Annotated in this window: 25 protein-coding genes and 1 pseudogene; 11 read left to right on the forward strand and 15 right to left on the reverse strand. The window is 65.5% G+C overall.

The window, feature by feature from the left end:
- Nucleotides 1-290 precede the first annotated feature (290 nt).
- From ACWH49_RS03115 to ACWH49_RS03130, 4 genes are all read right to left on the reverse strand, one after another.
- A complete protein-coding gene (locus ACWH49_RS03115) occupies nt 291-836 on the reverse strand; it encodes a hypothetical protein (protein ID WP_448170118.1) in 546 nt (181 codons plus the stop codon).
- A 104-nt stretch (nt 837-940) separates the two neighbouring features.
- Nucleotides 941-1,408 (reverse strand): hypothetical protein, encoded by a 468-nt coding sequence (locus tag ACWH49_RS03120; RefSeq protein ID WP_448170119.1) that lies wholly within the window; start codon nt 1,406-1,408, stop codon nt 941-943.
- Between the two features lie 45 nt (nt 1,409-1,453).
- Entirely contained in the window at nt 1,454-1,720 is a 267-nt protein-coding gene (locus ACWH49_RS03125) for a DUF1993 family protein (RefSeq protein WP_448170120.1), read from the reverse strand.
- A gap of 198 nt (nt 1,721-1,918) precedes the next feature.
- Nucleotides 1,919-2,575, reverse strand: a complete 657-nt coding sequence (locus ACWH49_RS03130) for a 3'-5' exonuclease (protein ID WP_448170121.1) — start codon at nt 2,573-2,575, stop codon at nt 1,919-1,921.
- A gap of 85 nt (nt 2,576-2,660) precedes the next feature.
- Here ACWH49_RS03130 and ACWH49_RS03135 point away from each other — a divergent pair, with 85 nt between their 5' ends.
- The gene (locus ACWH49_RS03135; RefSeq protein ID WP_448170122.1) at nt 2,661-2,939 is read left to right on the forward strand and encodes a methyltransferase family protein; all 279 of its coding nucleotides are present in this window, start codon (nt 2,661-2,663) and stop codon (nt 2,937-2,939) included.
- Between the two features lie 517 nt (nt 2,940-3,456).
- Here the strand turns inward: ACWH49_RS03135 and ACWH49_RS03140 are convergent.
- Nucleotides 3,457-3,900 carry an HU family DNA-binding protein gene (locus ACWH49_RS03140; protein WP_448170123.1) on the reverse strand — a complete coding sequence of 148 codons (444 nt, stop codon included), beginning with the start codon at nt 3,898-3,900 and terminating at the stop codon, nt 3,457-3,459.
- 121 nt (nt 3,901-4,021) lie between these two features.
- On the opposite strand from ACWH49_RS03140, the gene ACWH49_RS03145 reads away from it, so the two are divergent.
- The 3 genes and pseudogenes from ACWH49_RS03145 to istB all read left to right on the forward strand — a co-directional run bounded on the left by ACWH49_RS03145 (nt 4,022) and on the right by istB (nt 6,884).
- Nucleotides 4,022-4,477, forward strand: coding sequence for a helix-turn-helix domain-containing protein (locus ACWH49_RS03145; RefSeq protein WP_448170124.1), 456 nt, complete (start codon nt 4,022-4,024; stop codon nt 4,475-4,477).
- Between the two features lie 278 nt (nt 4,478-4,755).
- Nucleotides 4,756-6,033: pseudogene (istA, locus tag ACWH49_RS03150) on the forward strand (IS21 family transposase).
- A complete protein-coding gene (gene istB / locus ACWH49_RS03155; RefSeq protein ID WP_448170125.1) occupies nt 6,030-6,884 on the forward strand; it encodes an IS21-like element helper ATPase IstB in 855 nt (284 codons plus the stop codon). Before istA ends, istB begins: the two are co-directional and overlap by 4 nt.
- Before the next feature lie 29 nt (nt 6,885-6,913).
- On the opposite strand, the gene ACWH49_RS03160 is transcribed toward istB, so the two are convergent.
- Entirely contained in the window at nt 6,914-7,282 is a 369-nt protein-coding gene (locus ACWH49_RS03160) for a thermonuclease family protein (protein WP_448170126.1), read from the reverse strand.
- A 116-nt stretch (nt 7,283-7,398) separates the two neighbouring features.
- On the opposite strand from ACWH49_RS03160, the gene ACWH49_RS03165 reads away from it, so the two are divergent.
- The gene (locus tag ACWH49_RS03165; RefSeq protein ID WP_448174295.1) at nt 7,399-7,974 is read left to right on the forward strand and encodes a PIN domain-containing protein; all 576 of its coding nucleotides are present in this window, start codon (nt 7,399-7,401) and stop codon (nt 7,972-7,974) included.
- A gap of 207 nt (nt 7,975-8,181) precedes the next feature.
- Here the strand turns inward: ACWH49_RS03165 and ACWH49_RS03170 are convergent, their stop codons facing one another.
- Both ACWH49_RS03170 and ACWH49_RS03175 read right to left on the reverse strand, forming a co-directional pair.
- A complete protein-coding gene (locus tag ACWH49_RS03170) occupies nt 8,182-8,820 on the reverse strand; it encodes a response regulator transcription factor (RefSeq protein ID WP_448170127.1) in 639 nt (212 codons plus the stop codon).
- Nucleotides 8,817-10,799, reverse strand: coding sequence for a two-component system sensor histidine kinase NtrB (locus ACWH49_RS03175; RefSeq protein WP_448170128.1), 1,983 nt, complete (start codon nt 10,797-10,799; stop codon nt 8,817-8,819). Before ACWH49_RS03175 ends, ACWH49_RS03170 begins: the two co-directional genes overlap by 4 nt.
- A 205-nt stretch (nt 10,800-11,004) precedes the next feature.
- Here ACWH49_RS03175 and ACWH49_RS03180 point away from each other — a divergent pair, with 205 nt between their 5' ends.
- The 6 genes from ACWH49_RS03180 (at nt 11,005) to ACWH49_RS03205 (ending at nt 14,893) form a co-directional block, all read left to right on the forward strand.
- Nucleotides 11,005-11,967: a DctP family TRAP transporter solute-binding subunit gene (locus tag ACWH49_RS03180; protein ID WP_448170129.1), complete on the forward strand. Its 963-nt coding sequence runs from the start codon at nt 11,005-11,007 to the stop codon at nt 11,965-11,967.
- A gap of 134 nt (nt 11,968-12,101) precedes the next feature.
- On the forward strand, nt 12,102-12,881 hold the full coding sequence (locus ACWH49_RS03185; RefSeq protein ID WP_448170130.1) for a hypothetical protein: 780 nt from the start codon (nt 12,102-12,104) through the stop codon (nt 12,879-12,881).
- A gap of 16 nt (nt 12,882-12,897) precedes the next feature.
- Nucleotides 12,898-13,038, forward strand: a complete 141-nt coding sequence (locus tag ACWH49_RS03190; RefSeq protein ID WP_448170131.1) for a hypothetical protein — start codon at nt 12,898-12,900, stop codon at nt 13,036-13,038.
- Nucleotides 13,017-14,048 carry a hypothetical protein gene (locus ACWH49_RS03195; RefSeq protein ID WP_448170132.1) on the forward strand — a complete coding sequence of 344 codons (1,032 nt, stop codon included), beginning with the start codon at nt 13,017-13,019 and terminating at the stop codon, nt 14,046-14,048. Before ACWH49_RS03190 ends, ACWH49_RS03195 begins: the two co-directional genes overlap by 22 nt.
- 33 nt (nt 14,049-14,081) lie before the next feature.
- Nucleotides 14,082-14,456, forward strand: coding sequence for a DUF805 domain-containing protein (locus ACWH49_RS03200; RefSeq protein ID WP_448170133.1), 375 nt, complete (start codon nt 14,082-14,084; stop codon nt 14,454-14,456).
- On the forward strand, nt 14,453-14,893 hold the full coding sequence (locus tag ACWH49_RS03205; RefSeq protein WP_448170134.1) for a hypothetical protein: 441 nt from the start codon (nt 14,453-14,455) through the stop codon (nt 14,891-14,893). Before ACWH49_RS03200 ends, ACWH49_RS03205 begins: the two co-directional genes overlap by 4 nt.
- Nucleotides 14,894-15,382: 489 nt before the next feature.
- Here ACWH49_RS03205 and ACWH49_RS03210 read toward each other — a convergent pair whose 3' ends face one another.
- From ACWH49_RS03210 to ACWH49_RS03240, 7 genes are read right to left on the reverse strand one after another with little or no spacing between them, the layout of a single operon-like run.
- A complete protein-coding gene (locus ACWH49_RS03210) occupies nt 15,383-16,429 on the reverse strand; it encodes a tagatose 1,6-diphosphate aldolase (RefSeq protein WP_448170135.1) in 1,047 nt (348 codons plus the stop codon).
- On the reverse strand, nt 16,426-17,364 hold the full coding sequence (locus ACWH49_RS03215; RefSeq protein ID WP_448170136.1) for a PfkB family carbohydrate kinase: 939 nt from the start codon (nt 17,362-17,364) through the stop codon (nt 16,426-16,428). Before ACWH49_RS03215 ends, ACWH49_RS03210 begins: the two co-directional genes overlap by 4 nt.
- A 5-nt stretch (nt 17,365-17,369) precedes the next feature.
- On the reverse strand, nt 17,370-18,446 hold the full coding sequence (locus ACWH49_RS03220) for an ABC transporter ATP-binding protein (RefSeq protein WP_448170137.1): 1,077 nt from the start codon (nt 18,444-18,446) through the stop codon (nt 17,370-17,372).
- 11 nt (nt 18,447-18,457) lie between these two features.
- The gene (locus ACWH49_RS03225) at nt 18,458-19,432 is read right to left on the reverse strand and encodes an alcohol dehydrogenase catalytic domain-containing protein (RefSeq protein WP_448170138.1); all 975 of its coding nucleotides are present in this window, start codon (nt 19,430-19,432) and stop codon (nt 18,458-18,460) included.
- Nucleotides 19,433-19,443: 11 nt separating this feature from the next.
- The gene (locus ACWH49_RS03230; RefSeq protein ID WP_448170139.1) at nt 19,444-20,256 is read right to left on the reverse strand and encodes a carbohydrate ABC transporter permease; all 813 of its coding nucleotides are present in this window, start codon (nt 20,254-20,256) and stop codon (nt 19,444-19,446) included.
- A 10-nt stretch (nt 20,257-20,266) separates the two neighbouring features.
- Nucleotides 20,267-21,136: a carbohydrate ABC transporter permease gene (locus tag ACWH49_RS03235; protein WP_448170140.1), complete on the reverse strand. Its 870-nt coding sequence runs from the start codon at nt 21,134-21,136 to the stop codon at nt 20,267-20,269.
- A gap of 11 nt (nt 21,137-21,147) precedes the next feature.
- Entirely contained in the window at nt 21,148-21,885 is a 738-nt protein-coding gene (locus tag ACWH49_RS03240; RefSeq protein ID WP_448170141.1) for an SDR family NAD(P)-dependent oxidoreductase, read from the reverse strand.
- Nucleotides 21,886-21,892: the final 7 nt, after the last annotated feature.

Genomic DNA, 21,892 nt, shown 5'->3' on the forward strand with positions numbered 1-21,892 from the left:
ATACATCCATCGTCGGCTTCCGAAGTGGACCTGCCATTCGCGGTTAGACGCGACCTACGTCAGCTCTAAATGGGAGCTGACATTCGACGTTCATGGTCGACCGGCTGCAATCAGTCTCAAACGGTCGCGCCGATCATTGGCGACAGGAACAACGAAATCGCCCATGCCGCCGGATCAGTAGCGACTCGAACCGGACGAGACGCATTGGCACCGCGCAGCGGGAGAGAGTCTTGAAGGAAGCGCACGCGAACCCCCTCACATCGCGCCTAACTGGTATTTCTTTTGAGAATCTAGAGCTCGCCGCGCGCGAATCGCTCGTCGAACTCGCGCTTCGCACGAATAAATCCATTCGCGCATTCGATTGACACCGTCTCTTTGCAAGAAGGTGGCTTCCGATAGAACCTCGCCCAAGCGCGCTCCTTCCGGGCGACTTCCGCGAGGTCCCCCTTTCGTGCCGCCTCCTCTGCTTCCTGCCTCATACGGGCAGCCCAGAGTTTGCTGGCTTCCTGCGAGGCGAATTGTTCACGGCGCACCTGTTCTCGCGCTGCAGACTCGCGCTGCTGCTGTTGGAGCTGCTGTTGCACGCGTTGTATTGCGTCATTGCCAGCTCGCATGACCTCTTCGAGCGCCACTCGGGTGCGCCATTCGAGGTAAGCGTGCACGGTGATCCATGCCCCAGCTGAGCCGATCACCGCGGCCAGGAAGATCGCAACTGGATGGAATGATGATGGACGGCGCCTAGACTGGCGGAACGCGTCGAACCGGTCCCCCAGCGTCGAAGCGCGACCATCCTCCGGCCTTTCTTCCCAGTACCAATCCCGATCCTGAACACCCATTGCCCGAGTTGCCCTTTTTAGAGGGTCGATTCCGAACGCGAACGTCCATAGCGACCCCATGCTCAAGGGAATGTATCGGAAAGGCGGTGGGCTTTGACCCCCTATCAAAGGGATTCGAGGCGACCGTCGTGTGACGACCCTGCCCTAGGGCCTTCACCCAAAAGGGCTGGAAGGGCCCGATTGGCCCTTCCGGCGCTGAGCATGTGATGACCCCTGCTTCCGTTTGCCGCCTCGTTCGCAAGGCATTCTTCCATCGCAAAGTTGACCGGCATAAGGCCTCTCGGCTCGGCCTTTCGGAGCCGGTCGAAATCAGTCTCGCAATGACTGCTGACGCACTGCGACAACATTGGTACGGTAACAATCTCGACCGTGATGGCCTGGCCCCAATCCGTCTCGGACAGGTCGCGTAAGGTGCGGGTGCCTGCCAGCAGAACCGGCGTCACGTCGTCACTCTGGCCGTGGCGGTCGAACACGGGCCGCAGGTGAACTGCAGCGTCGCGAAGACGCTTGTGCCGAGACAGGCACCAGGCCAGGCGCAGGCGGATTTCGCTGGCCAGGCCGAGCAGGTCCATGCGCGAGCCCAGCGACAACGCCGCCTCGAACGCCGGGATGGCGCTTTAGCTGGTGTTCATCTTCAGCACGTCGACATTGAGCAGGCCGACCATGCGCGTCAGGTCTTGGCTCCCAGCGTACGGATTGCCGAATCCCTGATCAAGGAGATCTGAGCAAAGTGCACTTCGCGTGAACAGCCGCGATTGAAGGTAAGCATCGGGCTCGATGGCATGGGCGGAAGCATGCGCTTCAGTCTTTGCCAGTACGCTCTTCACTGCGTTAAGCATTTGCTTGAAAACCGGGACCGATTGGATATACATGTTGGAACCCATGGTTCTTCTCCTGATAGTGGCGTGGAACAGAGCGCCGATAAAGACGGCGCGCTAGTTCAATTGTCGCGCTCGGTCCGGGCAATACGGTTGAGTGGAGCTAATGGACGTCCGATTCCCGCGGCAGGTCCGCGATTGTGTCGACCGAACTGGCGCTACCGACCCGTTTCAGCCGCTCGCTTCGCGCGAACGACGCCCTACTTACAAAAAGCCGCAGCGGCTGTTCTCAGGCGTGAGAATGGTCGCGCGCTGGATCGCGCGGGTAACTGCGACCCGCAGAGCGAGGCGCTCTTGCGCGACACGGGGTCCATCGGCTGGGTCTTTGAGGAGGCGGTGAAATGCGCCGTCGTAGACGATGACTTCGTCGAACTCCTTGCCCTTTGACTTATGAATAGTCATCAGATGGATGCCCCGCTGGTCTCTCTGGGCGGTGGCGAAGTGCTCCTGCACGAGCGCATCGCTGACCGCACGGACTGCGCCGGCGTACGAGCCCTGCTGCCTCCATAGTTCTCCTAGTGAGGCGCGAAGGGTCGCGCCCCGGTGCAGCAGTCGCAGGTATTTGGCATCGCCCGCGATGGCCTGAAGACGCTCGCAAGTAGCGCCTTGGAAGAGGTCTCGAACGAGCAACCAATCGGCCGAGGGGTCTCCTGTGAGGGGTAGGCGCGTGGATTCGTCTGCGAGTCGAGCGCATTCGTTGACCGTGCGTTGTCGGCGCGCGCCGGTCACCCTCCCCGCGACGCGGAATGTCTTCAACACGTTCGCGAAGGTGACATCCGCTGCCGGGACGGCCCGAGTGCCGCGCTTTCCCAAGATGTGAGCCTCGAAGCGCAGGCGGCGCGGTGTCCATTGCCACGTCATGCGACAGCGCCGGCAGCCCATCGACCGCAGTCGAGAGGTATTCGGACACCTGAATCATGAGCGCGCGCGACGGAACCCATGCCGAGTGCTCGATTCGTTCGCTCGCTTCGCATTGCAGGCCCTCGGCACACCGGCGCCCGTGATGCCTCCCCAGCGCTTAGTCGTCACTGGGTTTTATCGCTACGTCCGCAATCCGATGTACGCCGCGGTGACGGCGTTGACCGTCGGCCAGGGCCTCCTGCTCGGGAACGTCACGGTCCTAAAGTGCGGCGCGGTTGCGTGGGCCGGCTTCTTCTTGTTCGTTGTCGCCTACGAAGAGCCGGCGCTGGGCGCACAGTTCGCCGTTTCTGGCCGCCTATCTTGAGCAATCGCCAGACGTTTTGCAGCGCGTGGCCAAGCCAGGGCTGAGTCTTCCCGGTCTGGATCACCAATCACCACAATGACGACGGACGCCTTGACCTTCGAGGAATGGCTCGAAACGTGGGCATCTAGGCTCCAATGAGTGGTGGATGGGCGAAGTGGCCAAAGCACCCCACTCTCACCAGCCTATCCTGCAATGGACTGTAGGCCTACCGGAGGCCTTAGGGGACAGGTCACGTCGCTGGCCATGAATGGTGCCGTCGCTTCCGTTCAGCAACGTGCGTACGACCGCTTCGGTCGCGCACCACGTCGAGCTCAGGAGCTCGTTGTCAACCGGCTAATCACACGTTCTTTTCCGGCGCGGTTTCGACGTACGTTGCGTTCGCCGCACTGCACAAGAATACTGGCAAGACGTTTTCCGTCGCGCGCGTAGGTTCGGTAGACCGAAGCGCCGAACCCATCAGGCTTCGCAAGCTGGCCGCACACCAGCGCTGCTGGCACGCTGGCGCAGGGTCGCTCTCTTAGAGCGCAGCGTCCTTGAGCTTCTTCAGGGCGCGCGTCTTGATCTTCACGGTAGCTGGCTTGGCCGCGAAGACACGCTCGACCTTCGTGAACGGATCGAGACCGGTGCGCTTCTTCTTCGCCGGCACGTTGATCACGTTTACCTTAAGCAGGCCAGGCAACGTGAAGGTGCCCAGACCTTTCTTGTGCACCGATGCCAGCATCGTCGCTTCCAGCGCCGCGACGACGGCCTTGACGGCCTTGGGTTCGACCGCGGCGGTCTGTGCCAGGTGGGCGATCAGGCTGGTGCGGTTGAACGCGGTCTTGATCGGCTTCAGTTCGGTGATGGCCTTGGCCGGCACGGCGGCCTTGGCGACCTTCCTCGAGGCGACAGTCTTCGCTGCCACTTTCGTTGCGGCCTTCTTGGCCGGTGTCTTGGTCGTCGTCTTCTTTGCAGTTGCCATGGGAATCGGGAATCCTCGGAGGTGAACTTGATCGCCCGCAAAACGCGGGACGCGACATTCTAGAGGCGCGAATATCGATCCAAAGTTGAGCTTTCACGAGCCGCGCGGCACAATTCGACGTATGCCCGACATCGCGTCAGTCCTCAAATCCGAAATTGCCCGAATCGCCCGCAAGGAGATTCGCGCTGAAATCGACAGCCTGAAGAAGGCGGTCGGAACGTATCGAACGGAGATCGCCGCCCTCAAGCGCCGTGCCCAGACTCTCGAGCAGGAACTGAAGCGAGTGCTGAAGGCTGGCTCGAACCCGCAGCCCCCGGAGAACGACAGTGCAGAGAAGAAACTGCGCTTCAGCTCAAAGGGCCTGGCCAAGCAGCGTCAGCGACTGGGCCTGTCGGCGGAGGCAGTCGGCGTGCTCGTCGGCGCCTCAGGGCAGTCGGTCTACAACTGGGAAGCGGGCAGCGCCCGGCCGCGAGCCGCGCACCTGGCCGCGATCGCAGCCCTGCGTGGCTTGAGCAAGACCCAGGCCGCCGCGGTGTTGGACTCCCGGCGCGCCTCGTCGACCGAAGCCAAAGGCTGACCCGAGTCAGGGGGAACTGGCGCGGGATTCCGCGCCCTTCCCGCCGCTCTGGCGCCAGGTGCAGGGCGGCACCGGATCGGCGTCCGTCCACAGACCGATGCGCTCGCGTCGCGCCACGATCTCCATCGCCCGGTGTCGCCGCCGGACGAATACTCCCCATTTCCGCCGGTTGAATATTCCCCAGTTTGATCTTTGAGCGCAGCCGGGCCGAGGCCCGGCTGCGCTCGGCGCCTGGCCCCGAGCATCGTCGTCCTTGAGCGGCGACATGCGGAGGGTGGGTGGTCAATCTGAAGGAATGGATGATGATTCTGGAATTGCATCAACAGGGCTTGTCGGTGTCGGCGATCGCCGAGCGGACCGGCCACGACCGCAAGACTGTTCGCAAGGTGATCGAGCGCGGTCTGGTCGTACCCAAGTACGCGGCGCGCACGCCGCGGCCGACGCTGCTCGGTCCCTACGAGAGCTACTTGCGCGAGCGCGTGGCCGCCTGGCCCGAGCTCAGCGGCGTACGGCTGCTGCGCGAAGTGCACGAGCGCGGCTACGCCGGCGGCGTCACCCAGCTCAACGACTTCCTGCGCGCGGTTCGGCCTCCCGTGGTCGCGCCCTTCGAGGTCCGCTTCGAGACCCCCGCAGGCCGTCAGGCGCAGGTCGACTTCGCGCACTTCATGGTCGAGTTCACCGAGCAGCCCGGCGTGCAGCACCGCGTCTGGCTCTTTGCGATCGTGCTCGGCCACAGCCGCTACCTGTGGGCGCAGTACGTGCTGCACCAGGACCTGGCCACCGTGCTGCGCTGCCACATGCTCGCCTTCGAGCACTTCGGCGGCACGCCGCACGAGATCCTGTACGACCGCATGAAGACGGCCGTCCTCGGCGAGGCGGGCGACGACACCGGCATCGTCTACAACGCCAAGCTGATCGGGCTCGGTGCGCACTACGGCTTCAAGCCGCGCGCCTGCAAGGCCTACCGCGCCAAGACCAAGGGCAAGATCGAGCGCCCGTTCCGCTACGTGCGGGCCAACTTCTTCCTGGCCAGAAGCTTCGCGAACCTGGAGGACCTGAACCGCCAGCTGCGTGTCTGGCTCGACACGGTGGCCAACGCCCGCCTGCACGGCAGCACCGGGCGCGTCGTGGCCGAGCACTTCGCGACTGAGCGCGCCAGCCTGAAGGCGCTGCCGGTGGGCCGCTTCGACGCCGTGCTGCGCACCGAGCGTCGCGTCAGCCACGAGGGCATGGTCTCGGTAGGTGGCAACCTCTACAGCGTGCCCGACGGCACCGTCAAGCGCGTGCTGGAGGTCGAGACGACCGCCGACTGCGTTCGCATCCACGACGGCCATCGGCTGGTGGCGGTGCACGCGCTGCTGCACGGGCGGCGTCAACGCTCGCTGCTGCCGGGGCATCGACAGCCGCGGCGCTCGAACGCGACGCCCGAGGTCTAGAGGTCGGTGTCCGTGCAGCCGCCCGGTCACAGCGTGGCCCGTCGAGGGTTGGAGATCTACGCGGCGGTGGCTGAACGGCTCGGCGCGGCATCGCGTGCCACCACGGGAGCAGCGCGATGAGCGGCGACACCACCGACCGCATCCGACGGCACCTGGTCGGCCTGAAGATGCCGCGCGCGCTGGAGGCGTTGCAGATGACGCTGTCGCGCATCGAGCAGGGCGAGGTCAGCGCGCTGGAGGCGATCGAGTCGCTGCTGGGCGAGGAGTACACGACGCGGGAGAGCCGGCGCATCAAGATGGCGTTGCAGACGGCACGGCTGCCGACCGTCAAGACGCTGTCGGGCTATGACTTCAGCTTCCAGCCGAGCCTGGACCGCAACCGGGTGCTGGCGCTGGCCGAGCTGGACTTCGTGACGCGGCATCAGTGCGTGCATCTGCTCGGGCCACCTGGTACCGGCAAGAGCCATCTGGCGATCGCCCTCGGCGTGGAGGCGGTGCGCGCCGGCAAGAGCGTCTACATGGCCACGCTGGCGGAGATGGTGGACTCGATGCGGCGCGCCGAACGAGAGGGGCGCCTGAGCGAGCGGGTACGCTACCTGGCGCGTCACAGCGTCTTGATCGTCGACGAGATCGGCTACCTGCCGGTGGGCTCGGGTGGGGGCAATCTGTTCTTCCAGCTCGTCAACGCCTGCTATGAGCGCTGCGCAATGATCATGACCAGCAACCGCGGCTTCGGCGAGTGGGCCGAGATCTTCGGCGACTCGGTGGTCGCCACCGCGCTGCTGGACCGGCTGCTGCACCACGCGGTGGTGATCCCCATCGAGGGCAACTCGTACCGGCTGCGTGAGCACGCGAACTTGTTGCCGGAACATCTGCGCAACCGCTCGGCGCTGCAGAACGGCGCCCCACCGGAGATCAAGCGCGGCCCGGGCCGACCCCGAAAGGTGGCCGCTGCACCAACGTCCGGCTGAGCACCGGAACCGCTACAGGGTGGGGAAATTTACTCCGGCGGAAATGGGGAAAAGTAGTCCGGTGTTGACACCCGGATCTGCGGGTCGGTCAGGTAGCGGGTGTACGCCCATGCCATGCCGGCGCGGACCATCGCCGCGTTGGCATCCGTCCCGGCACAGAAGACGCGCGCCACCGTCCGCCCGTAGCGGTCGCGGGACGACGGCCTAACCTCGGCCTGCTGGCCGGAGCACAGGGCCGCCAACTGCTCCCGGCTGCGTCGCCCGAAGGGCTGCGCCTTCTCGGGCGCGTCGATCTCCGACAGTCGAACCGGGACGGCAGGCGAATCGCCACAACGGGCCTTGAGGGTGTCGCCGTCGCTGACGCCGACGACCAGGCAAAGGAGAACGGCTTCAATCATGGGATGCGGAGAGTAACCGGTGATTCGGGGCGGTGGGCATCGGGACGGCTGCCCTATGCTGAGGGCTTCGATCTGCCCCAGCCATCGGAGGCCCCATCAAGACAAATTACGTCCTGATCGACTACGAGAGTGTCCAGCCCGAGATCGTCGCATCGCTGAGGGACGATCACTTCAAGACCCTGCTGTTCATCGGCCCGAACCAGGCACGCATCGACATCGATGTGGCCACCGCACTGCAGGCACTCGGCACCCGGGCGGAGTACATCCGCGTTTCCGCGGCCGGCCGCAACGCCCTCGACTTCCACATCGCCTACTACCTCGGGCGACTCGCGCTGTCCGAGCCCGACGCCTACTTCCATGTGATCGCGGTCTACAAGGGCTACGACCCCCTCATCGAGCATCTCAGGGGCAAGGGCATTCACGCTAGCCGATGGGCCGAAGTCAGCGACATCCCGATCGTCCGGACTTCTGGGACCGCGCCGGCAGACGACAAGCTCTCCGTCATCCTTGCCTACCTAGTCAGGCGCAGCGTGCAGCGGCCTGCGTCCATCAAGACCTTGGGCACCAGCGTCAGCGCACTCTTCCACCCGAAACTCGAGGAAGGCGAGGTCGCTAAGCTGCTCGCGGAGTTGCAAGGCAACGGCGTGTTCGTGATCAATGGCAGCAAGGTAACCTATTCATTGCCAGACTAGCCCGTCAGGGAAGCATCGGAATTCGCGGCGACAACATGTCGCTTGCCACGTGGAAATCTGGAGCAACAGTTAGCGGGCCTTGTGCCGCGTGAATGATGTCGCTGACATACGCTTTGCGCCTCCGGGAAAGCAATGGGTAGCAGAGGGGCCATCGCTAAGGTCTGACGAGCCGCAGCGATCATTCCGCGAGGCGGAATCATGGCACGACTAAGCGTCGTCCAAAACCAAGCCCCCTCCCCTCATCTCAGTCAACGTCGTGGCCAGACCCGCGGCCGAATCGACACCGAGCTTGTCATAGACCCTGCGTCGGTGCTCCTCGACCATTCGGCCGCTGACACGCAACTCGTGCGCGATCACCTTGTTGAGCTTGCCATCGGCAACGCGCAACGCCACGCGCCGTTGCTGGGGCGACAGGCTGTCCCAAAGCGCTACTTGGAATGCCGCGCGCCGGGATGCACCAAACCATTCTGCTTCGGTCGCGACGGCCGACGCCACCTTTTCCACCAGCTTTTCGATGTGCGGCTTCTCGATGAAGTCCAACGCCCCCTTGCTCATCGCGGCCACAACCGCCGGGATGTCGCCCTGTCCACTTAAGAACAGCACTGGCGTGCGCTGCCGCAGGCCGCGTGCGATCAGCGCGTCGTGCAGCGCCGGGCCTGACAGCGGTTCCATGCGCACGTCCAGGACGAAGATCGCGCGCAAGTCGGCAAGCGAGGCATCGACCGCAGCCAGCGCGCCCGGACCGTCGGCGAAGGTGGTGACGGTATGACCGAGTTGCCTGAGCGCGAACGCGACCGCGTGGCGCACGTCGGGCTCGTCGTCGACCACGAAGATTGTCGGATTCATTGGCACTCCATTTCGTGCGCTGCTGCAGCTATCGGGAGGCTGAACGAAAAACAGGCCCCGCCCTCGGGGCGCTCCGTGGCAACGAACTCGCCGCCGTGCTGCTCGATGATCGAGCGGCAGATGCCCAAGCCAAGCCCCATGCCGTCGCGCTTGGTGCTGAAGAACGCGGCGCAGAGCTCGTCCAGGCTGCGCCCCTGTAGCCCCGGGCCGGTGTCGCACACCGTGATCTTCACCTTTAGGGGTTGATGAGGGCCGGCCGGGACCAGCCTCGTGCGCAGTTCGATCGAGTGCGTCGCGGGACTGTCGACCATCGCGTCGCCGGCGTTGCGCAACAGGTTAGTCAAAACCTGTTCGATCCCGACGCGGTCGACCGGCACTATCGGCAGCGCATCGGTGAGGTCCAGCCGCACGGCAGTGTGCACCAGGGGCGACACGCGACGCCGCGTCTGCAGCACGTCATCGACCAGCGCGTTCAGGTCGCAGCCCTCTCGCACCGGTTGCGCGCGCGCACCCTGTCGGCGGATCCAGTTGACAATGTCACCTGCCTTGTGCGCATTGCGCTGCAGCGCATCGACCGCGACCAGCACATCGTCGTCGACCACGGCGATCTTTTGTAGTGCCAGCTTAAGGCCGGTGCTGTACCCGGCCAGCGCGGCCAACGGCTGATTCAGCTCGTGCGCAAGTTGCGACGCGATCAACCCGACGTCGTTGAGTCGCGCGTGTTGCGCCAGGACATCGGTGTGCCGGCGATCAAGTTCCTCCAGCCGCTTGCGCTCACCGATGTCGACGATCGAACCCATCCAACCGATGTGCTGCCCCTCGCTGTCGACCAGGCGAGACTCGAAGATCACCACGTCCACGGCGTGTCCGTCCCGGTGACGCCAGCGGGTCTCGTAGCCGAGCGTTGGCGCGGCGCCGGCGAGCGTGGTCAAGTTGCTCGCCATCAACGCCTCCACCCCTTCCGGCGGCCAGAAGGGCAGCGGAGGCGCAAGCCCGACCAATTCTTCCGGGCTGTAACCGACCATGTCACACAGGGTCTTGTTGACATACAGGATGCGGCCGTCCTTGTCGCGCGCGCGCAGGCCCACCAATGCCGAATCCTGCATCGAGCGGCGCCAGGCGGATTCGGTGCGTGCAGTGGCCTCCGCGTGCTGCACCTGCCGCACCTCCCTGCGCAGCAGCAGCGAGGCGGCGATGCCCAGACCGAGCAGGCCCGCAAGCATTGCCAGCGTGCCGCCGCCTCGGTACCAGGGCTGGGGTGCTTCGTAGGCCGCGAGGCGCAGCGTCGCATCCCGAAAGGACCGCAGCGGCCATTCGATAGGCGCGCCCTGCGGCAACCGATCGGTGCGCGCGGTTGTCGCGATGACTTCACCGAGTTCGGACACGAAGGTCACCTGGTAGCGCCCGCTGAGCCAAGCCAGATCGGTGCTGCCCAGCAAGTCGGTCAGGTCGTAGCGCGCCAGCACCTGCCCCTCGCGCACGCCCGCCACTGCAGGAACGGGCTGCTGGAGATGGTCGGCCTGGCCGTGGCCCTGGAGACGCAAGGCGTCCGTTCGCGGCCCGGCTGGCACTCCGGCCCCTCGTTCGGCGAGCGCCAGGACGCGAAGATCGGCATCCAGCCATACCAGGCGGTTCCAGAGCCGGTCGAAGCCGGCGATCACCTCGGGAAGCGCCTTCAGCGGAGCGGAGCCGGGCTCGCGCGAGCCTGAAAGGCGCAGCGCCACATCGCGCAGGCGGGCACGCTCCAGGTCAAGCCGCGACTCCATCTGCACCTGCAGGCTGGTCGCGTCGGTCTGCAACTGCTTCAGCAGCAGCCGTCGATCCCTTGCTTCGTTCGCGGCGGCCCAGAGCCCGACGATCACCATGAACACAAGACACAGCGCCAGCGGCAACAGCCACAGGCCGCGCTGCAACAGGCCGCGCCCGACGCGCTGGTGAGCGGTGTCGGCGAGCTCACCCGGGTTCGTCTGGCGGTGCATGCGGGGACTCTATCAAGCGCATGGCATGTTTCGCGCACGTTTGTCGTCGGCCGACATTCGGATTTCCACAGGTGTGGGTCGCCACACTTGGCGCCGAACCGCCTTTGCCTAGACTGGCAACCATCGAAAGGCATCCATGCACCACGCTGACCGTCCGTTCACCACCCTCCGCCGCGCAGTGTGCCTAGTGATTGGCGGTGTGGTCGTGGCTGCACCGCTGGCACCTGCGCAGGCAGCCGCGCCGATCCTGATCGAGTTCAGCCACGTCGTGAAGACCGATACGCCCAAGGGCAAGGCGGCCCAGCGCTTCAAGGAACTGGCGGAGTCCCGAACGGCCGGCCGAGTGCACGTCGAGATCCACGCCAACAGCCACTTGTACAAGGACCGCGAGGAGATCGATGCATTGCGCCGCGGCGCCGTGCAGATGCTGGCGCCTTCGCTCTCCAAGCTCGCCGGCGTGGGCGGGGGCGACATGGAAGTCTTCGACCTGCCCTTCCTGTTCAAGGACCGGGCCGCCCTGCGCGCGGTCACGCAAGGGCCGGTCGGCGCGGCGATGCTCGGCAAGCTCGAGAAGAGCGGGTTCCTCGGGTTGGCGTACTGGGAGAACGGCTTCAAGGTCTTCACCGCCAACAAGCCACTGATCAACCCGGCCGCTGCCAAGGGCCTGCGGTTCCGCGTCCAGGCCTCGCGCGCGCTGGTCGCGCAGATGAAAGTGCTCGAAGCCAGCAGTTCGGTGTCGCCGCTGATCGACGTTCGCGAGGCGCTGCGAACCGGTGAGCTGGACGGCCAGGAGAACACGCCCAGCAACATCTACACCCAGCGCCTGCACGACGTGCAGACGCACCTGACCGTGACGAATCACGGCTACCTGGGCTACGCGGTGATCGTCAATCAGCGCTTCTGGCTGGGGCTGCCGGTGGACATCCGCACGACGCTCGAAGGTGCGCTGCGCGACGCCACCATCTACGGGAACCGGATCGCCGAAGACGAGAACACCGAGGCCTTGCGCCGCATCGCGGCCAGCGGTCGCGTGGTCGTGCTCACGCCCACCGCGCAGGAGCTGTCGCGCTGGCGCGAAGCGATTGCGCCCACCTACCGTGCATCGAGCGCCTGGATCAGCGCCGATACGCTGGCCGCAGTGAAGCAGGCCGCCGATCCGCCGCCATGACGAACGATCCCGCCAGTCGCTGCGGCGACTGAGCGCCCCACTCCGACATCCGCAAGACAAGCTGCCCGCGAGGCAGCCCGGGCGGAGCCTTGCCCGGAACAGACACCAGACCACTCACTTCACCAGGAGACCACATGAATGCCGCGAACCCCGTCGCTCACTCCACTCGACCCCTGCCTCGCCAGGTGACCTGGCTGCGCGGCCTGCTCGTGGTCGGCGCCGTGCTGGGATTGGCAGCGTTCGCCCCCGTGGTTTGGCTCGCTGCAGCCGGCGGCGCCGGGCTGCTCGTGCTGGGAGCGCTGCTCGCACTGGCCCTGGCCATCGTCCACGCACTGCCGTTGGTCACCCAGAAGTTGGAGAACCGGCTGCTGATCGCCCGCAAGGCGGAAGCGCGCCGCAACCCGATCGAGCAGTTGCAGAACGAGTTGCTGCGTCGCGCCGACCGGCTGAAGGCCTTCCGTCGCGCCCTGGTGAAGGTGGGTGGCCAGATCGAATCGATCAGCCAGATGATCGCTTCGCGTCGGCACGAGGACCCCGCGCATGTGCTCGAACAGCAACAGCGCGCATTGGAACGGCTGCAACAGTTCCAGGACATGAACCTGCGACGCCTGACCAACGCCGAACTCGCGCTGGGCGAGTTCCGCTCGACGATTGAACGCAAGGAAAGCGAGTGGCGCATCGCCCTGGCGATCGAGGAGGCCACGTCCGCGCTCGATCCCGACGCGGCCGAAGGCCTGATGCAGGACCTTCTTGCGGACACCGCGCTGCGCAGCGTGCAGGAGCGCTTCAACGCGGTCTTTGCCGAGCTCGATGTCCAGATGTGCAGCGTCGACGCGCCCACCCGCCTGCAAGCCGATCCAACCCACTGGCAACGGATGGAGGCGCTCGATCTGCAGGTGGCCGTCCGCCCGTGAACCACAGGAGAACGACATGAATTTCTGGAAACGCTTCCGCTGGATCGGCTCGGGCCTGCTGATCTTGTTCTGGCTGATCGCCGTCACGGCCCAAGGGTGGGTCGGCGAGAGCGTTCATCGCGTGAAGACCATCGCTTGCACCACCAACTGCCTCTGAACCGCGTCGCCCACTCAACCAAGGAAACCGACATGAACATCTTCTCCTCCCGCCACGCTACCTCCGTACTCGCCATTGCACTCGCCTTCGGCGCCTGCATGCCTCTTGCTGCGCAATCCACCGCCAACACGCAGACCTCGCTGGTGCAACTGCGCATCGCCACCGGGAAGCCCGGCAAGGGCTTCTCGAAGGTGTTCGCGGACATTCGCAGCGTTTGCGGTGCCACCGTTCCGTTGGTCGAGATCGAGACCGAAGGCGGACTGCAGAACCTGACGGCGCTGGCCGCCAACAAGGCCGACCTCGGCTTCGTGCAGGTCGACACCTTCGCGACGATGCAGGACAGCGACGCGAGCATTGCCACGCTGCAGACCGTCATGCCGATGAACGTCAACCTGCTGCATGTCGTCGCGCGCAACGGCGGCTATGAGTTGCCGCGCACGGGCCGGCTCGAGAAGCTGCTGGAGAAGGTCACAAGCAGCAAGGTGGTGATGGTCAGTTCGTTCGGCGAGCTCAGGGGCTTGCCGGTGGCCGTCGTCGGCTCGGCGCGCGCACTGGCCCGCGAGCTCAACCGCGCGCAGTCGCTCGGCATGCAGTTCGTCGATGTGTCCAACGACGAGGAGGGTCTGGCTAGACTGAAGCGCGGGGATGTCGCAGCCCTCCTGAGCACCAGTGGGTGGCCCAGCGGCCCTATGCAGGCGCTCAGGCGCAGCGACGGCCTGCACCTCGTCCCCTACGACGCCAGGGTGCAGGAGCCCTACCTGATCTCGACCCGCAACTACGAGAACATCGACGGCTTCAAGCTCCCGTTCCTGGGTGTGCCGAATGCGCTGATGGCGCGCCCCTTCACGCCGGGCGGTGCTTACGGCCGCGCTGTTGCGACGCTGCGCGACTGCGTCCGGCGAAATCTCCTGACGCTGCGCGAAGGACCGTACGAGCCGATGTGGCAGGAGGTCAGGCTCGACGCTCCGGCGGCCGCCGGCACCAAGGGCACGGGCGCGTCCGCGCGTTGATCCGCGTCATTGCCCCAGCACACAGGAGGTTTCATGCACTGGTACTTCAGAGCCCTGAAAAAATATCTTGTCCTCGAAGGGAGGGCGAGCCGCAGCGAGTATTGGTACTTCGTACTTTTCTACGTTGTCACGCTGACGCTCGGAGTGGTCATCGACCTGATCACCGGACATTTCAATGCGAGCTTGGGCCTGGGATGGTGGAGTGGCACCTACGTCGTCCTGACCCTGGCTCCCCTGATCGGCGTCTCGGTGAGGCGATTGCACGACATCGGGCGAAGTGGCTGGTGGGTGTGGATCGGATTCGTGCCTCTGATCGGCGACTTGACCTTGTTCATCTTCGCACTCTTCGATAGTCAGGCCGGAGACAACGATTACGGCCCGAACCCAATCATCCGCAATCACTCTTGAATGCCAAAGGCCGGGGTCAGATTTTGCGAAAACGGCGGACTCCGACACCTGGCTTCCTCGGCGCCGGGGCAGAACTCGTCGCGATGGGCCTACTCATCGAACATGCTCGCGCCGCCGTTACCAAAAATGCCCCACTCACCTCACCTTCTAAAGGAAATCTCCCGATGAACACTGGACCGGAAATCAAAATCGCGCTCATGATGAATGTGAGGCCCGGCGATGTGAGCAGAATCAACGTTCGCGAGGTCCGACAGCTTCTCGAGGGCCGGATCGACCCGGATGTGATCGAAGTTGCAACTGATGTAGAGAATTTTGCACGGTTCTGGCGCGTCGGGAGCAAAGTCTTTCTCGACGACCCGGACTATGAGGGTCCGATTGCTTTCGAGGACCTGCGCTACGACAGTTCCTTGGGGCTGCACTCCATCAAGCAGTTCTAGGGCAACCGCGGCTGCGGCTGGGCGTCCACGGAACCGCTCTTTCCCAGGTCCCTTGATGAAATGCCCCTGGGTTTCGTAGTCGATCAGAGTCCCGCTAGAAGCTTCGCTGCTGGGAATCTCGAACGTGTGCGCACCGCCACACGCAGTTTGTGTGCCGAACCTTGGCAGGCTACAGTGCGCTTTGGTGATCCATAAAGGTGATCCATTTCGTGCTTCGATGGATGGGCACGGCAGTGAAATTACTGCGGAATCAGCCGACTGAAGTAAAGTGGTGGAGAGCCTCCTCCTCTCCACCATCGGGTCATGTCGCAGGGTCCCGCAACGTCCCGCAACGTCCCGGCAAGCGAGAAAGTCCTAGAGAATCAACGCTCTAGGACTTTTTCCGTTCTCCGGGTCCCGAGGAATCCCAAGCCATCCGAACAATCCCGGCTCAAGCCGTTCTCACGTGGCTCGACAGGGGTTCAGCGGTTATTGCACTGTGATCGCGGGTTAGGCGTAGGCCGCACAGAGTTCTCCTTCGGCCTGCACATTCGCGAACGCGCTGTAGTCGGGGTGCCAAGTGTGACCGGCTCGCTTGGTCAGCTCTTCGAGCTCCGCGAGCGTTTCACCGCCTTGCTGACGAAGTTGGGCGGCGCATTTGTCGAGGTCCGGGAAATGCTGCATCGCCTCGAGCCAGACGGCGCGGCCGGCCAGGAAGCCGTGAGCGCCGGCAGCGTACGCGTACTCCATCACCCTCACGAACTGCCTCGGAGTGACCCCCGCCGACAGCATCACCCACGGGATGCCGGCCTTCTCGCAAATCTCGCCCATCGCGTCGAAATAGCCTTGCGCTTTCAAATGTGCAGCGCCGCCGTCGCGCGCGGGGAGCGTCGCGCCAGGCAGAGGGCTCTCCAATTTGAACAGGTCGATGCCGTACTTTGGCTGCGCGAATTCGCGCACGCTGTCGAGCACCAGTTCGGGCATCTTCTCGGGCGATTCGACGTAATCGGTCGTGTGCTTCGCGCTCTTGGGGAACGGGTAGACCAGCAGCTCGAACACGTACGGGATGTCGTGTTGCGCGCACTCCCGGCCGATCGCTTCGACGTAAGCCTGCTGGTGTGCCAGCACGTCCGGCTCGGCGTCGGGTCGATACCAAGCGAGTACCTTCACCCCGTCGCCGCCGGCACGTTTGATTTTCTCGACGCTCCAATTGGCGATCGAGTGCGACAGGCGCCCGCCCGGCGTGTCGTTGAAGCGGTGGTCCTCCAGGGTGACGACGAGGCCGGTGTGCGCAGGCAGCAGGTCGAGTGCGGCCGGGAACGCGTAGTTCGGATCGAAGAGCACCGCGCTGGCGTGGCGGCCGACCGCGTCGACGATGACGCGCTTGACGTCGATCATGTCCTGGTACTTCACGTCGGCCGGCGCGATGCCGCGTTTGGCTGCGATCAGGTTGGCGATCGGCGGGCGCTGGTCGAGCGCCACCATCGTGAAGTGACCTTCGGGTGTCGCCATGCGGCGCAGCCCCCATTGCTTGCCGAGACGAAGATTGGCGCTCATGCGGCGGACTCCTTGATTCGTTGAAGAGAGGACATGGCGGTGGCCAGGTCGGGCACGCCTTCGCGCCCTCCCGCATGCAGGCACTTGAGTGCCGCCACCACCGAAGAAAACTCGAAGGCCTCGCGCACCGACACGTGCGCGCCGAGCGCGAACGCGAAGGCACCGTGGAACACGTCGCCGGCGCCGGTCGTGTCGACCGCGTCGACGGCGAGCGCCGGCAGGCGGTGCGTGCCGGTCGCGTCGGTCCACACGACGCCACGCTCGCCGAGCGTCACCGCCGCGAGCGTGCAGCCGCGCGAGCGGGCGAATCGCAAGCGCGCTTCGACATCGCCGGTCTGCGTCGCGTAGCCGGCGAGGCCGGGTTCGGAAAACACCGCGCAGTCGACCAACGGCAGCAGCGCATCGAACACCTCGGCGTCGGCCACGTCGCCGTCGAGCACGGTCGGCACGCCGGCGGCGCGCGCGGCGCCGAACATTGCCAACGCGCCTTCGGGCCAGCGCGGGTCTGCAAGCACGGCGTCGGCCTGCGCAACACGGTCCAGCGGCAGCCAGCCCGGGTCGCCCGGCAAGCCGGCGCCGCGGAAGTTGACGATCGCGCGCTCGCCCTGTGCATCGACGATGATCCCCGAGACCGACGAGCGCGCGCCGTCGAACAGCCGGAACCCGCTCACCTCGACGCCACGCGCGGCAAGCGCGTCGTGCATTGCACGGCCTGCGCTGTCCTGCCCCGCGCGGCCCCAGAACTGTACCTGCGCGCCCAGCGTCGCCGCCGCGACCGCGGCGTTCGCGGCCATGCCGCCACCACCTTCGCGAAGATCGAGCGCGCGGGTCTTGCCGCCCCCCGACGGCAGCGCCTCGACCTCCCAGGTCACGTCGAAAGCCGAGAGGCCGAGACAGATCAGTGCCGGGCGCGGAGGATGCTGCAGGTCGAACATGCTTGTCAGCGAAGCGCGCTGCCGTCCCGTTTGTCGAACAGGTGCGTGCGGTCCATCGTGAAGCCCAGCGTGACGGTGTCGCCGGCCTTCACCGAGATCTCGGGCGAGACACGCGCGACGAAGCGGGTGCCTTCGCGATCGAAGTACAGCAGCGTGTCGGAGCCCAGCGGCTCGACGACGCTGACCTTCACGGCCAGGCCTGCTTCCCCCGCGGGCAGCACATGCATGTGCTCGGGGCGCACGCCGAGGACTACCGACGCATTCGGCGCGCGGCCCAACACCGCGCGGCGCGAGGCCGGCAGCGCGAACATCGCGCCGTCGGTGAGGCGCAGACCGTCTTCGGTCACGGTTGCGTCGAAGAAGTTCATCGTCGGCGAGCCGATGAAGCCGGCGACGAACTGGTTCGCAGGCGTCTTGTAGACCTCTTCCGGCGTGCCGAACTGCTGCACCACGCCGGCCTTGAGCACGACGATGCGGTCGGCCATCGTCATCGCCTCGACCTGGTCGTGGGTGACGAACACCATCGTCGTCTTCAGCTGCTGCGACAGCGCCTTGATCTCGGTGCGGACCTCGCCGCGCAGCTTGGCGTCTAGGTTGGACAGCGGCTCGTCGAACAGGAACACCTTCGGGTTGCGCACCATCGCGCGGCCCATCGCGACGCGCTGGCGCTGCCCGCCCGACAACGCCTTCGGCTTGCGCTGCAGGAACGGCTCGATCCGCAGCATGCCGGCGGCGCGCTGCACGCGGCGGTCGATCTCGTCCTTCGCGGTGTTGCGCATCTCCAGCCCGAACGACATGTTGTCGTAGACGGTCATGTGCGGGTACAGCGCATAGTCCTGGAACACCATCGCGATGTCTCGCTTCGACGGCGTCACGTCGTTGACGCGGGTGTCGCCGATGTAGAGGTCACCGGCGTCGATCGGCTCCAGCCCGGCGATGACGCGCAGCAGCGTCGACTTGCCGCAACCCGACGGGCCGACGAAGACCACGAACTCCTGGTCGCGGATCTGGAGGTCGAGCGCCGGCACGACCGTCACGTCGCCGTACTTCTTCACCAGGCCCTGCATGCGGATGGACGCCATGGACCGGGCTCCTAAGCGAACGCCAGCAGCGGCTTGACCAGCTCGCCCGCGACGAAGCGGCCGAACATCTCGGGCAAGTGCTCGATGCCGAACTGCGCATCCACGAGCTGCCGGTAGCGCGCCTTCTCCTTGCGCAGCAGTTCGACGTTGAGCGGGAAGTCGCTCTTCGGGAAGTAGAAGGTCCGCACCATGTAGAAGTCCTTGCGGCGGATCGCCTTGTTCTCCTGCACCGGCCACGGCAGGTCGCTCTCGCCGATCAGGATCAGCACGCCGCGCGGCAGCACGATTTCCATGCCGAGCGAGCGCGCCGCATGCGACCCGCTGCACTCGACGATCAGCTTGAAGCGCACGTCGCGCGAGCCGACCGGGTGGCGCGTGGCGCCGAACTTCTCGGCCAGCTGCAGGCGTTCTTCCTTCAGGTCAGAGACACGCACATCGGTGTACCCCATGTTCTGCAGCGCGACGATCGCGCCCATGCCGACCGGGCCTGCACCGGTCACGAGCACCGGTCCGGCGGTCTCGGGGGAAACCAGGTGCTTGACGAAGCGCACGCCGTGCGCGGCCGTGCCTATCGTGTCGAGCAGCAGCGGCGCGAGTTCGTCCTCGATGTCGTCGGGCACCTCGAGCAGGCACTGCTCGGGCACGGTCAGGTACTCGGCGTAGCCGCCCGGCCGGTTCCAGCCGACCAGCACCGACTCGACGATGCACATCTGCGTGTCTCCCGACAGGCAGGTCTCGCACTTCCCGCAGTGCACCGGGATGTAGACCAGGCAGCGCTTGCCGTGCATCGCATGGCCCGGCTGTTCGACGACGCCGAAGATCTCGTGGCCGGGGGTGAACTCGGCGCCCTTGATCCAGAGCTTGGTGTCGGAGCCGCACAGCGCGGTGCGCCTGACCTTCAGCAAGACCTCTCCTGGCCCGGCCACCGGCCGATCGACCTCGCCGATCGTGACCTTCTTGTCGCCGTGGAACACTGCTGCCTGCATGAGAGAACTCCTTAACCCTTGACCGCACCCATCGCCAGCCCGGACACGAGCCGGCGCTGCACGAAGAACGCGAGAACCAGCGGCGGCAGCGCGATCAGCGTGGCGGCTGCCATCAGCGCGCCCCAGTTCGCGGCGCCTTCGCCGATGAAATTGAACGACGCCGCGATCAGCGTCTTGGTGTCGCCGTTCGACAGCACCAGCGCGAACAGGAAGTAGTTCCACGAGAACACGAACGACAGGATCGCCGCGACGACCAGCCCGGGCGTCACCAGCGGCAGCGCGATCCGCCACAGGATGCGCGGCACGCTGCAACCATCGACCTGCGCGCTCTCGAGCACGCTGCGCGGGATGTTGTCGAAGTACGGCAGCAGGACCCAGATCACGATCGGCATCGTGATCACCGCATGGGTGAGGATCAGCGCCCAGTAGCTGCCGATCATGCCGAGCTCGCGGAACATCACGTACCACGGCAGCAGGAACAACGTGCCCGGCGCCATGCGCGCGAGCAGCGTCACGGTGGCGGGCCAGGTGATGCGCGTCCATGAGACCGCGAACGAGGCGGGCACGCCGAGCACGATGCCGATCAGCGTCGAGCCGATCGTGATGACCGCGCTGTTCCAGGTGTAGTGCGCGAACGGCGTGGTGTCGAAGAGTTGGCGGTAGTTGTCGAGCGTCGGCGCGAACCACAGCTTGGGCGGGTACGCCGTCACCTCCGACGAGGGCTTGAACGATCCCAGCACCATCCAGGCGATCGGCGCCAGGATCATGAACGCGACGATCGCGATCTGGAGCAGGTTCAGGCGGCGGATCCACTTGTCGTCCACGCGCGCCTCCTCACCAGGCCACGCGCTTGCGCGCCTGGGTCAACACGACGACCGCGCCGAGCACGATCGCCGAGAGCGTGATCATCAGCGCACTGGCGTAGCCGATCTCGAAGAATTCGAAGCCCTTGCGGAAGCCGTAGATGTTCAACGTGTTCGAGGCGTTGCCGGGGCCGCCCTGGGTCGTGATGTAGATGATGTCGAAGAAGCGCAGCAGGTCGACGCTGCGCAGGATCGCGGCGGTCACGATCGTCGGCATCAGCAGCGGCAGCGTGATGCGCCAGAAGGTCTTCCAGCGTGACGCGCCGTCGATCTGCGCGGCCTCGTAGACATTCGGCGGCAACGACTGCAGCCCGCCGAGCACGATCAGCGCGACATACGGCGTCCACTGCCAGGTGTCGATGAAGGCGACGGTCGGGATCACCCACTGCGGCGAGGCGAGCCAGTCGGACCGCGGCAAGCCGACGCTGGTCAGGATGTAGTTGGCCGCGCCGATCGACGGGTCGAGCACGACCAGCCACATCATGCCGACCACGACTGGCGGCAGCACGAACGGCGAGATCATCAGCGTGCGCACGATGCCCGACAGCTTCTTCGAGCTGTGCAGCAGGATCGCGACGTAGGTGCCGAGCACCAGTTGCAGCACCAGCGACAGCACGTACAGCGCGAGCGTGATCTTCATGCCGTTCCAGAACTCGGCGTCCTGGACCATCTGCACGTAGTTGTGGCCGTAGTTCAGTTTCGCGGTGCCGCCGAAGCTGAACTCGTGCAGGCTCATCCAGACCGTGTAGGCGAACGGGAACGCGATCAGCGCGACCGTGAACACGACCGCCGGGAGCGACAGGAACGCGAGCTCGTTCTTGGTGCCGATGGATTGACTCATCGCGTCGTCCTTCAGCCCGCGAGAAAGCCGCCGTCGACCGCGAGCACGGTGCCGGTGATGTAGTTCGCGGCGTTCGACGCGAGGAAGACCGCGCTGCCGGCGATGTCGTCCGGCTGGGCCCAGCGGCCCTGCGGAATGCGCGAGCGGATGCGCTCGTAGTGGGCCAGGTCCTGCCGCCCCGCCGCGTTGATCTGCGTCTCGACGTAGCCGGGCGCGACTGCGTTGACGCGCACGCCGTCGGCGGCCCAGGCGAGCGCCAGCGACTTGGTCAGCATCACGACGCCACCCTTGCTCGCGCAGTAGGCCGGGATCCATGGCAGCGCGACAAAAGCGTTCATCGAGGCGATGTTGACGATCGCCCCGCCGCCATCGTTCGCGGCGAGCAGCGGCTTGCACGCGGTGCACAGCCGAAACGTGCCGGTCAGGTTCACGTCGATCACTTTCTGGAAGGTCTCGACCTCGAACTCCTTGAAGCGTGCCAGGATGCCGGCGCAGTTCACCAGCGTGCTCAGCGTGCCGAGTTCGGCGACGAAGGCCGCGACCTGCGCGTCGCTCGTCACGTCCAGCGGCGCCAGCCGCAGGCGCGGCTGCGCCTTCAGCGTGCTCGACGCGAGCGCGGCGTCGTCCACACCGGTCGCGACGACCTCGCAGCCGGCGTCGAGAAACGCCTGCGAGATGGCCGCGCCGATGTCGCCGGCACCGCCCACCACCAGCACGCGGTGGCCGGCCTGGAACTCGAACGCGTTCATGTCAGAC

Source organism: Rhizobacter fulvus (assembly GCF_964020785.1).

Excerpts from the sequence above, each read along its gene's own strand:
- ACWH49_RS03125 (WP_448170120.1), bottom strand. The coding sequence starts at position 1,720 with ATGGGTTCCAACATGTATATCCAATCGGTCCCGGTTTTCAAGCAAATG.
- istB (WP_448170125.1), top strand. The coding sequence starts at position 6,030 with ATGAGCGGCGACACCACCGACCGCATCCGACGGCACCTGGTCGGCCTG.
- ACWH49_RS03130 (WP_448170121.1), bottom strand. The coding sequence starts at position 2,575 with ATGACGTGGCAATGGACACCGCGCCGCCTGCGCTTCGAGGCTCACATC.
- ACWH49_RS03140 (WP_448170123.1), bottom strand. The coding sequence starts at position 3,900 with ATGGCAACTGCAAAGAAGACGACGACCAAGACACCGGCCAAGAAGGCC.
- ACWH49_RS03240 (WP_448170141.1), bottom strand. The coding sequence starts at position 21,885 with ATGAACGCGTTCGAGTTCCAGGCCGGCCACCGCGTGCTGGTGGTGGGC.
- ACWH49_RS03220 (WP_448170137.1), bottom strand. The coding sequence starts at position 18,446 with ATGGCGTCCATCCGCATGCAGGGCCTGGTGAAGAAGTACGGCGACGTG.
- ACWH49_RS03225 (WP_448170138.1), bottom strand. The coding sequence starts at position 19,432 with ATGCAGGCAGCAGTGTTCCACGGCGACAAGAAGGTCACGATCGGCGAG.
- ACWH49_RS03145 (WP_448170124.1), top strand. The coding sequence starts at position 4,022 with ATGCCCGACATCGCGTCAGTCCTCAAATCCGAAATTGCCCGAATCGCC.
- ACWH49_RS03215 (WP_448170136.1), bottom strand. The coding sequence starts at position 17,364 with ATGTTCGACCTGCAGCATCCTCCGCGCCCGGCACTGATCTGTCTCGGC.
- ACWH49_RS03170 (WP_448170127.1), bottom strand. The coding sequence starts at position 8,820 with ATGAATCCGACAATCTTCGTGGTCGACGACGAGCCCGACGTGCGCCAC.
- ACWH49_RS03210 (WP_448170135.1), bottom strand. The coding sequence starts at position 16,429 with ATGAGCGCCAATCTTCGTCTCGGCAAGCAATGGGGGCTGCGCCGCATG.
- ACWH49_RS03115 (WP_448170118.1), bottom strand. The coding sequence starts at position 836 with ATGGGTGTTCAGGATCGGGATTGGTACTGGGAAGAAAGGCCGGAGGAT.
- ACWH49_RS03190 (WP_448170131.1), top strand. The coding sequence starts at position 12,898 with ATGAATTTCTGGAAACGCTTCCGCTGGATCGGCTCGGGCCTGCTGATC.
- ACWH49_RS03200 (WP_448170133.1), top strand. The coding sequence starts at position 14,082 with ATGCACTGGTACTTCAGAGCCCTGAAAAAATATCTTGTCCTCGAAGGG.
- ACWH49_RS03185 (WP_448170130.1), top strand. The coding sequence starts at position 12,102 with ATGAATGCCGCGAACCCCGTCGCTCACTCCACTCGACCCCTGCCTCGC.
- ACWH49_RS03235 (WP_448170140.1), bottom strand. The coding sequence starts at position 21,136 with ATGAGTCAATCCATCGGCACCAAGAACGAGCTCGCGTTCCTGTCGCTC.
- ACWH49_RS03120 (WP_448170119.1), bottom strand. The coding sequence starts at position 1,408 with ATGGACCTGCTCGGCCTGGCCAGCGAAATCCGCCTGCGCCTGGCCTGG.
- ACWH49_RS03175 (WP_448170128.1), bottom strand. The coding sequence starts at position 10,799 with ATGCACCGCCAGACGAACCCGGGTGAGCTCGCCGACACCGCTCACCAG.
- ACWH49_RS03160 (WP_448170126.1), bottom strand. The coding sequence starts at position 7,282 with ATGATTGAAGCCGTTCTCCTTTGCCTGGTCGTCGGCGTCAGCGACGGC.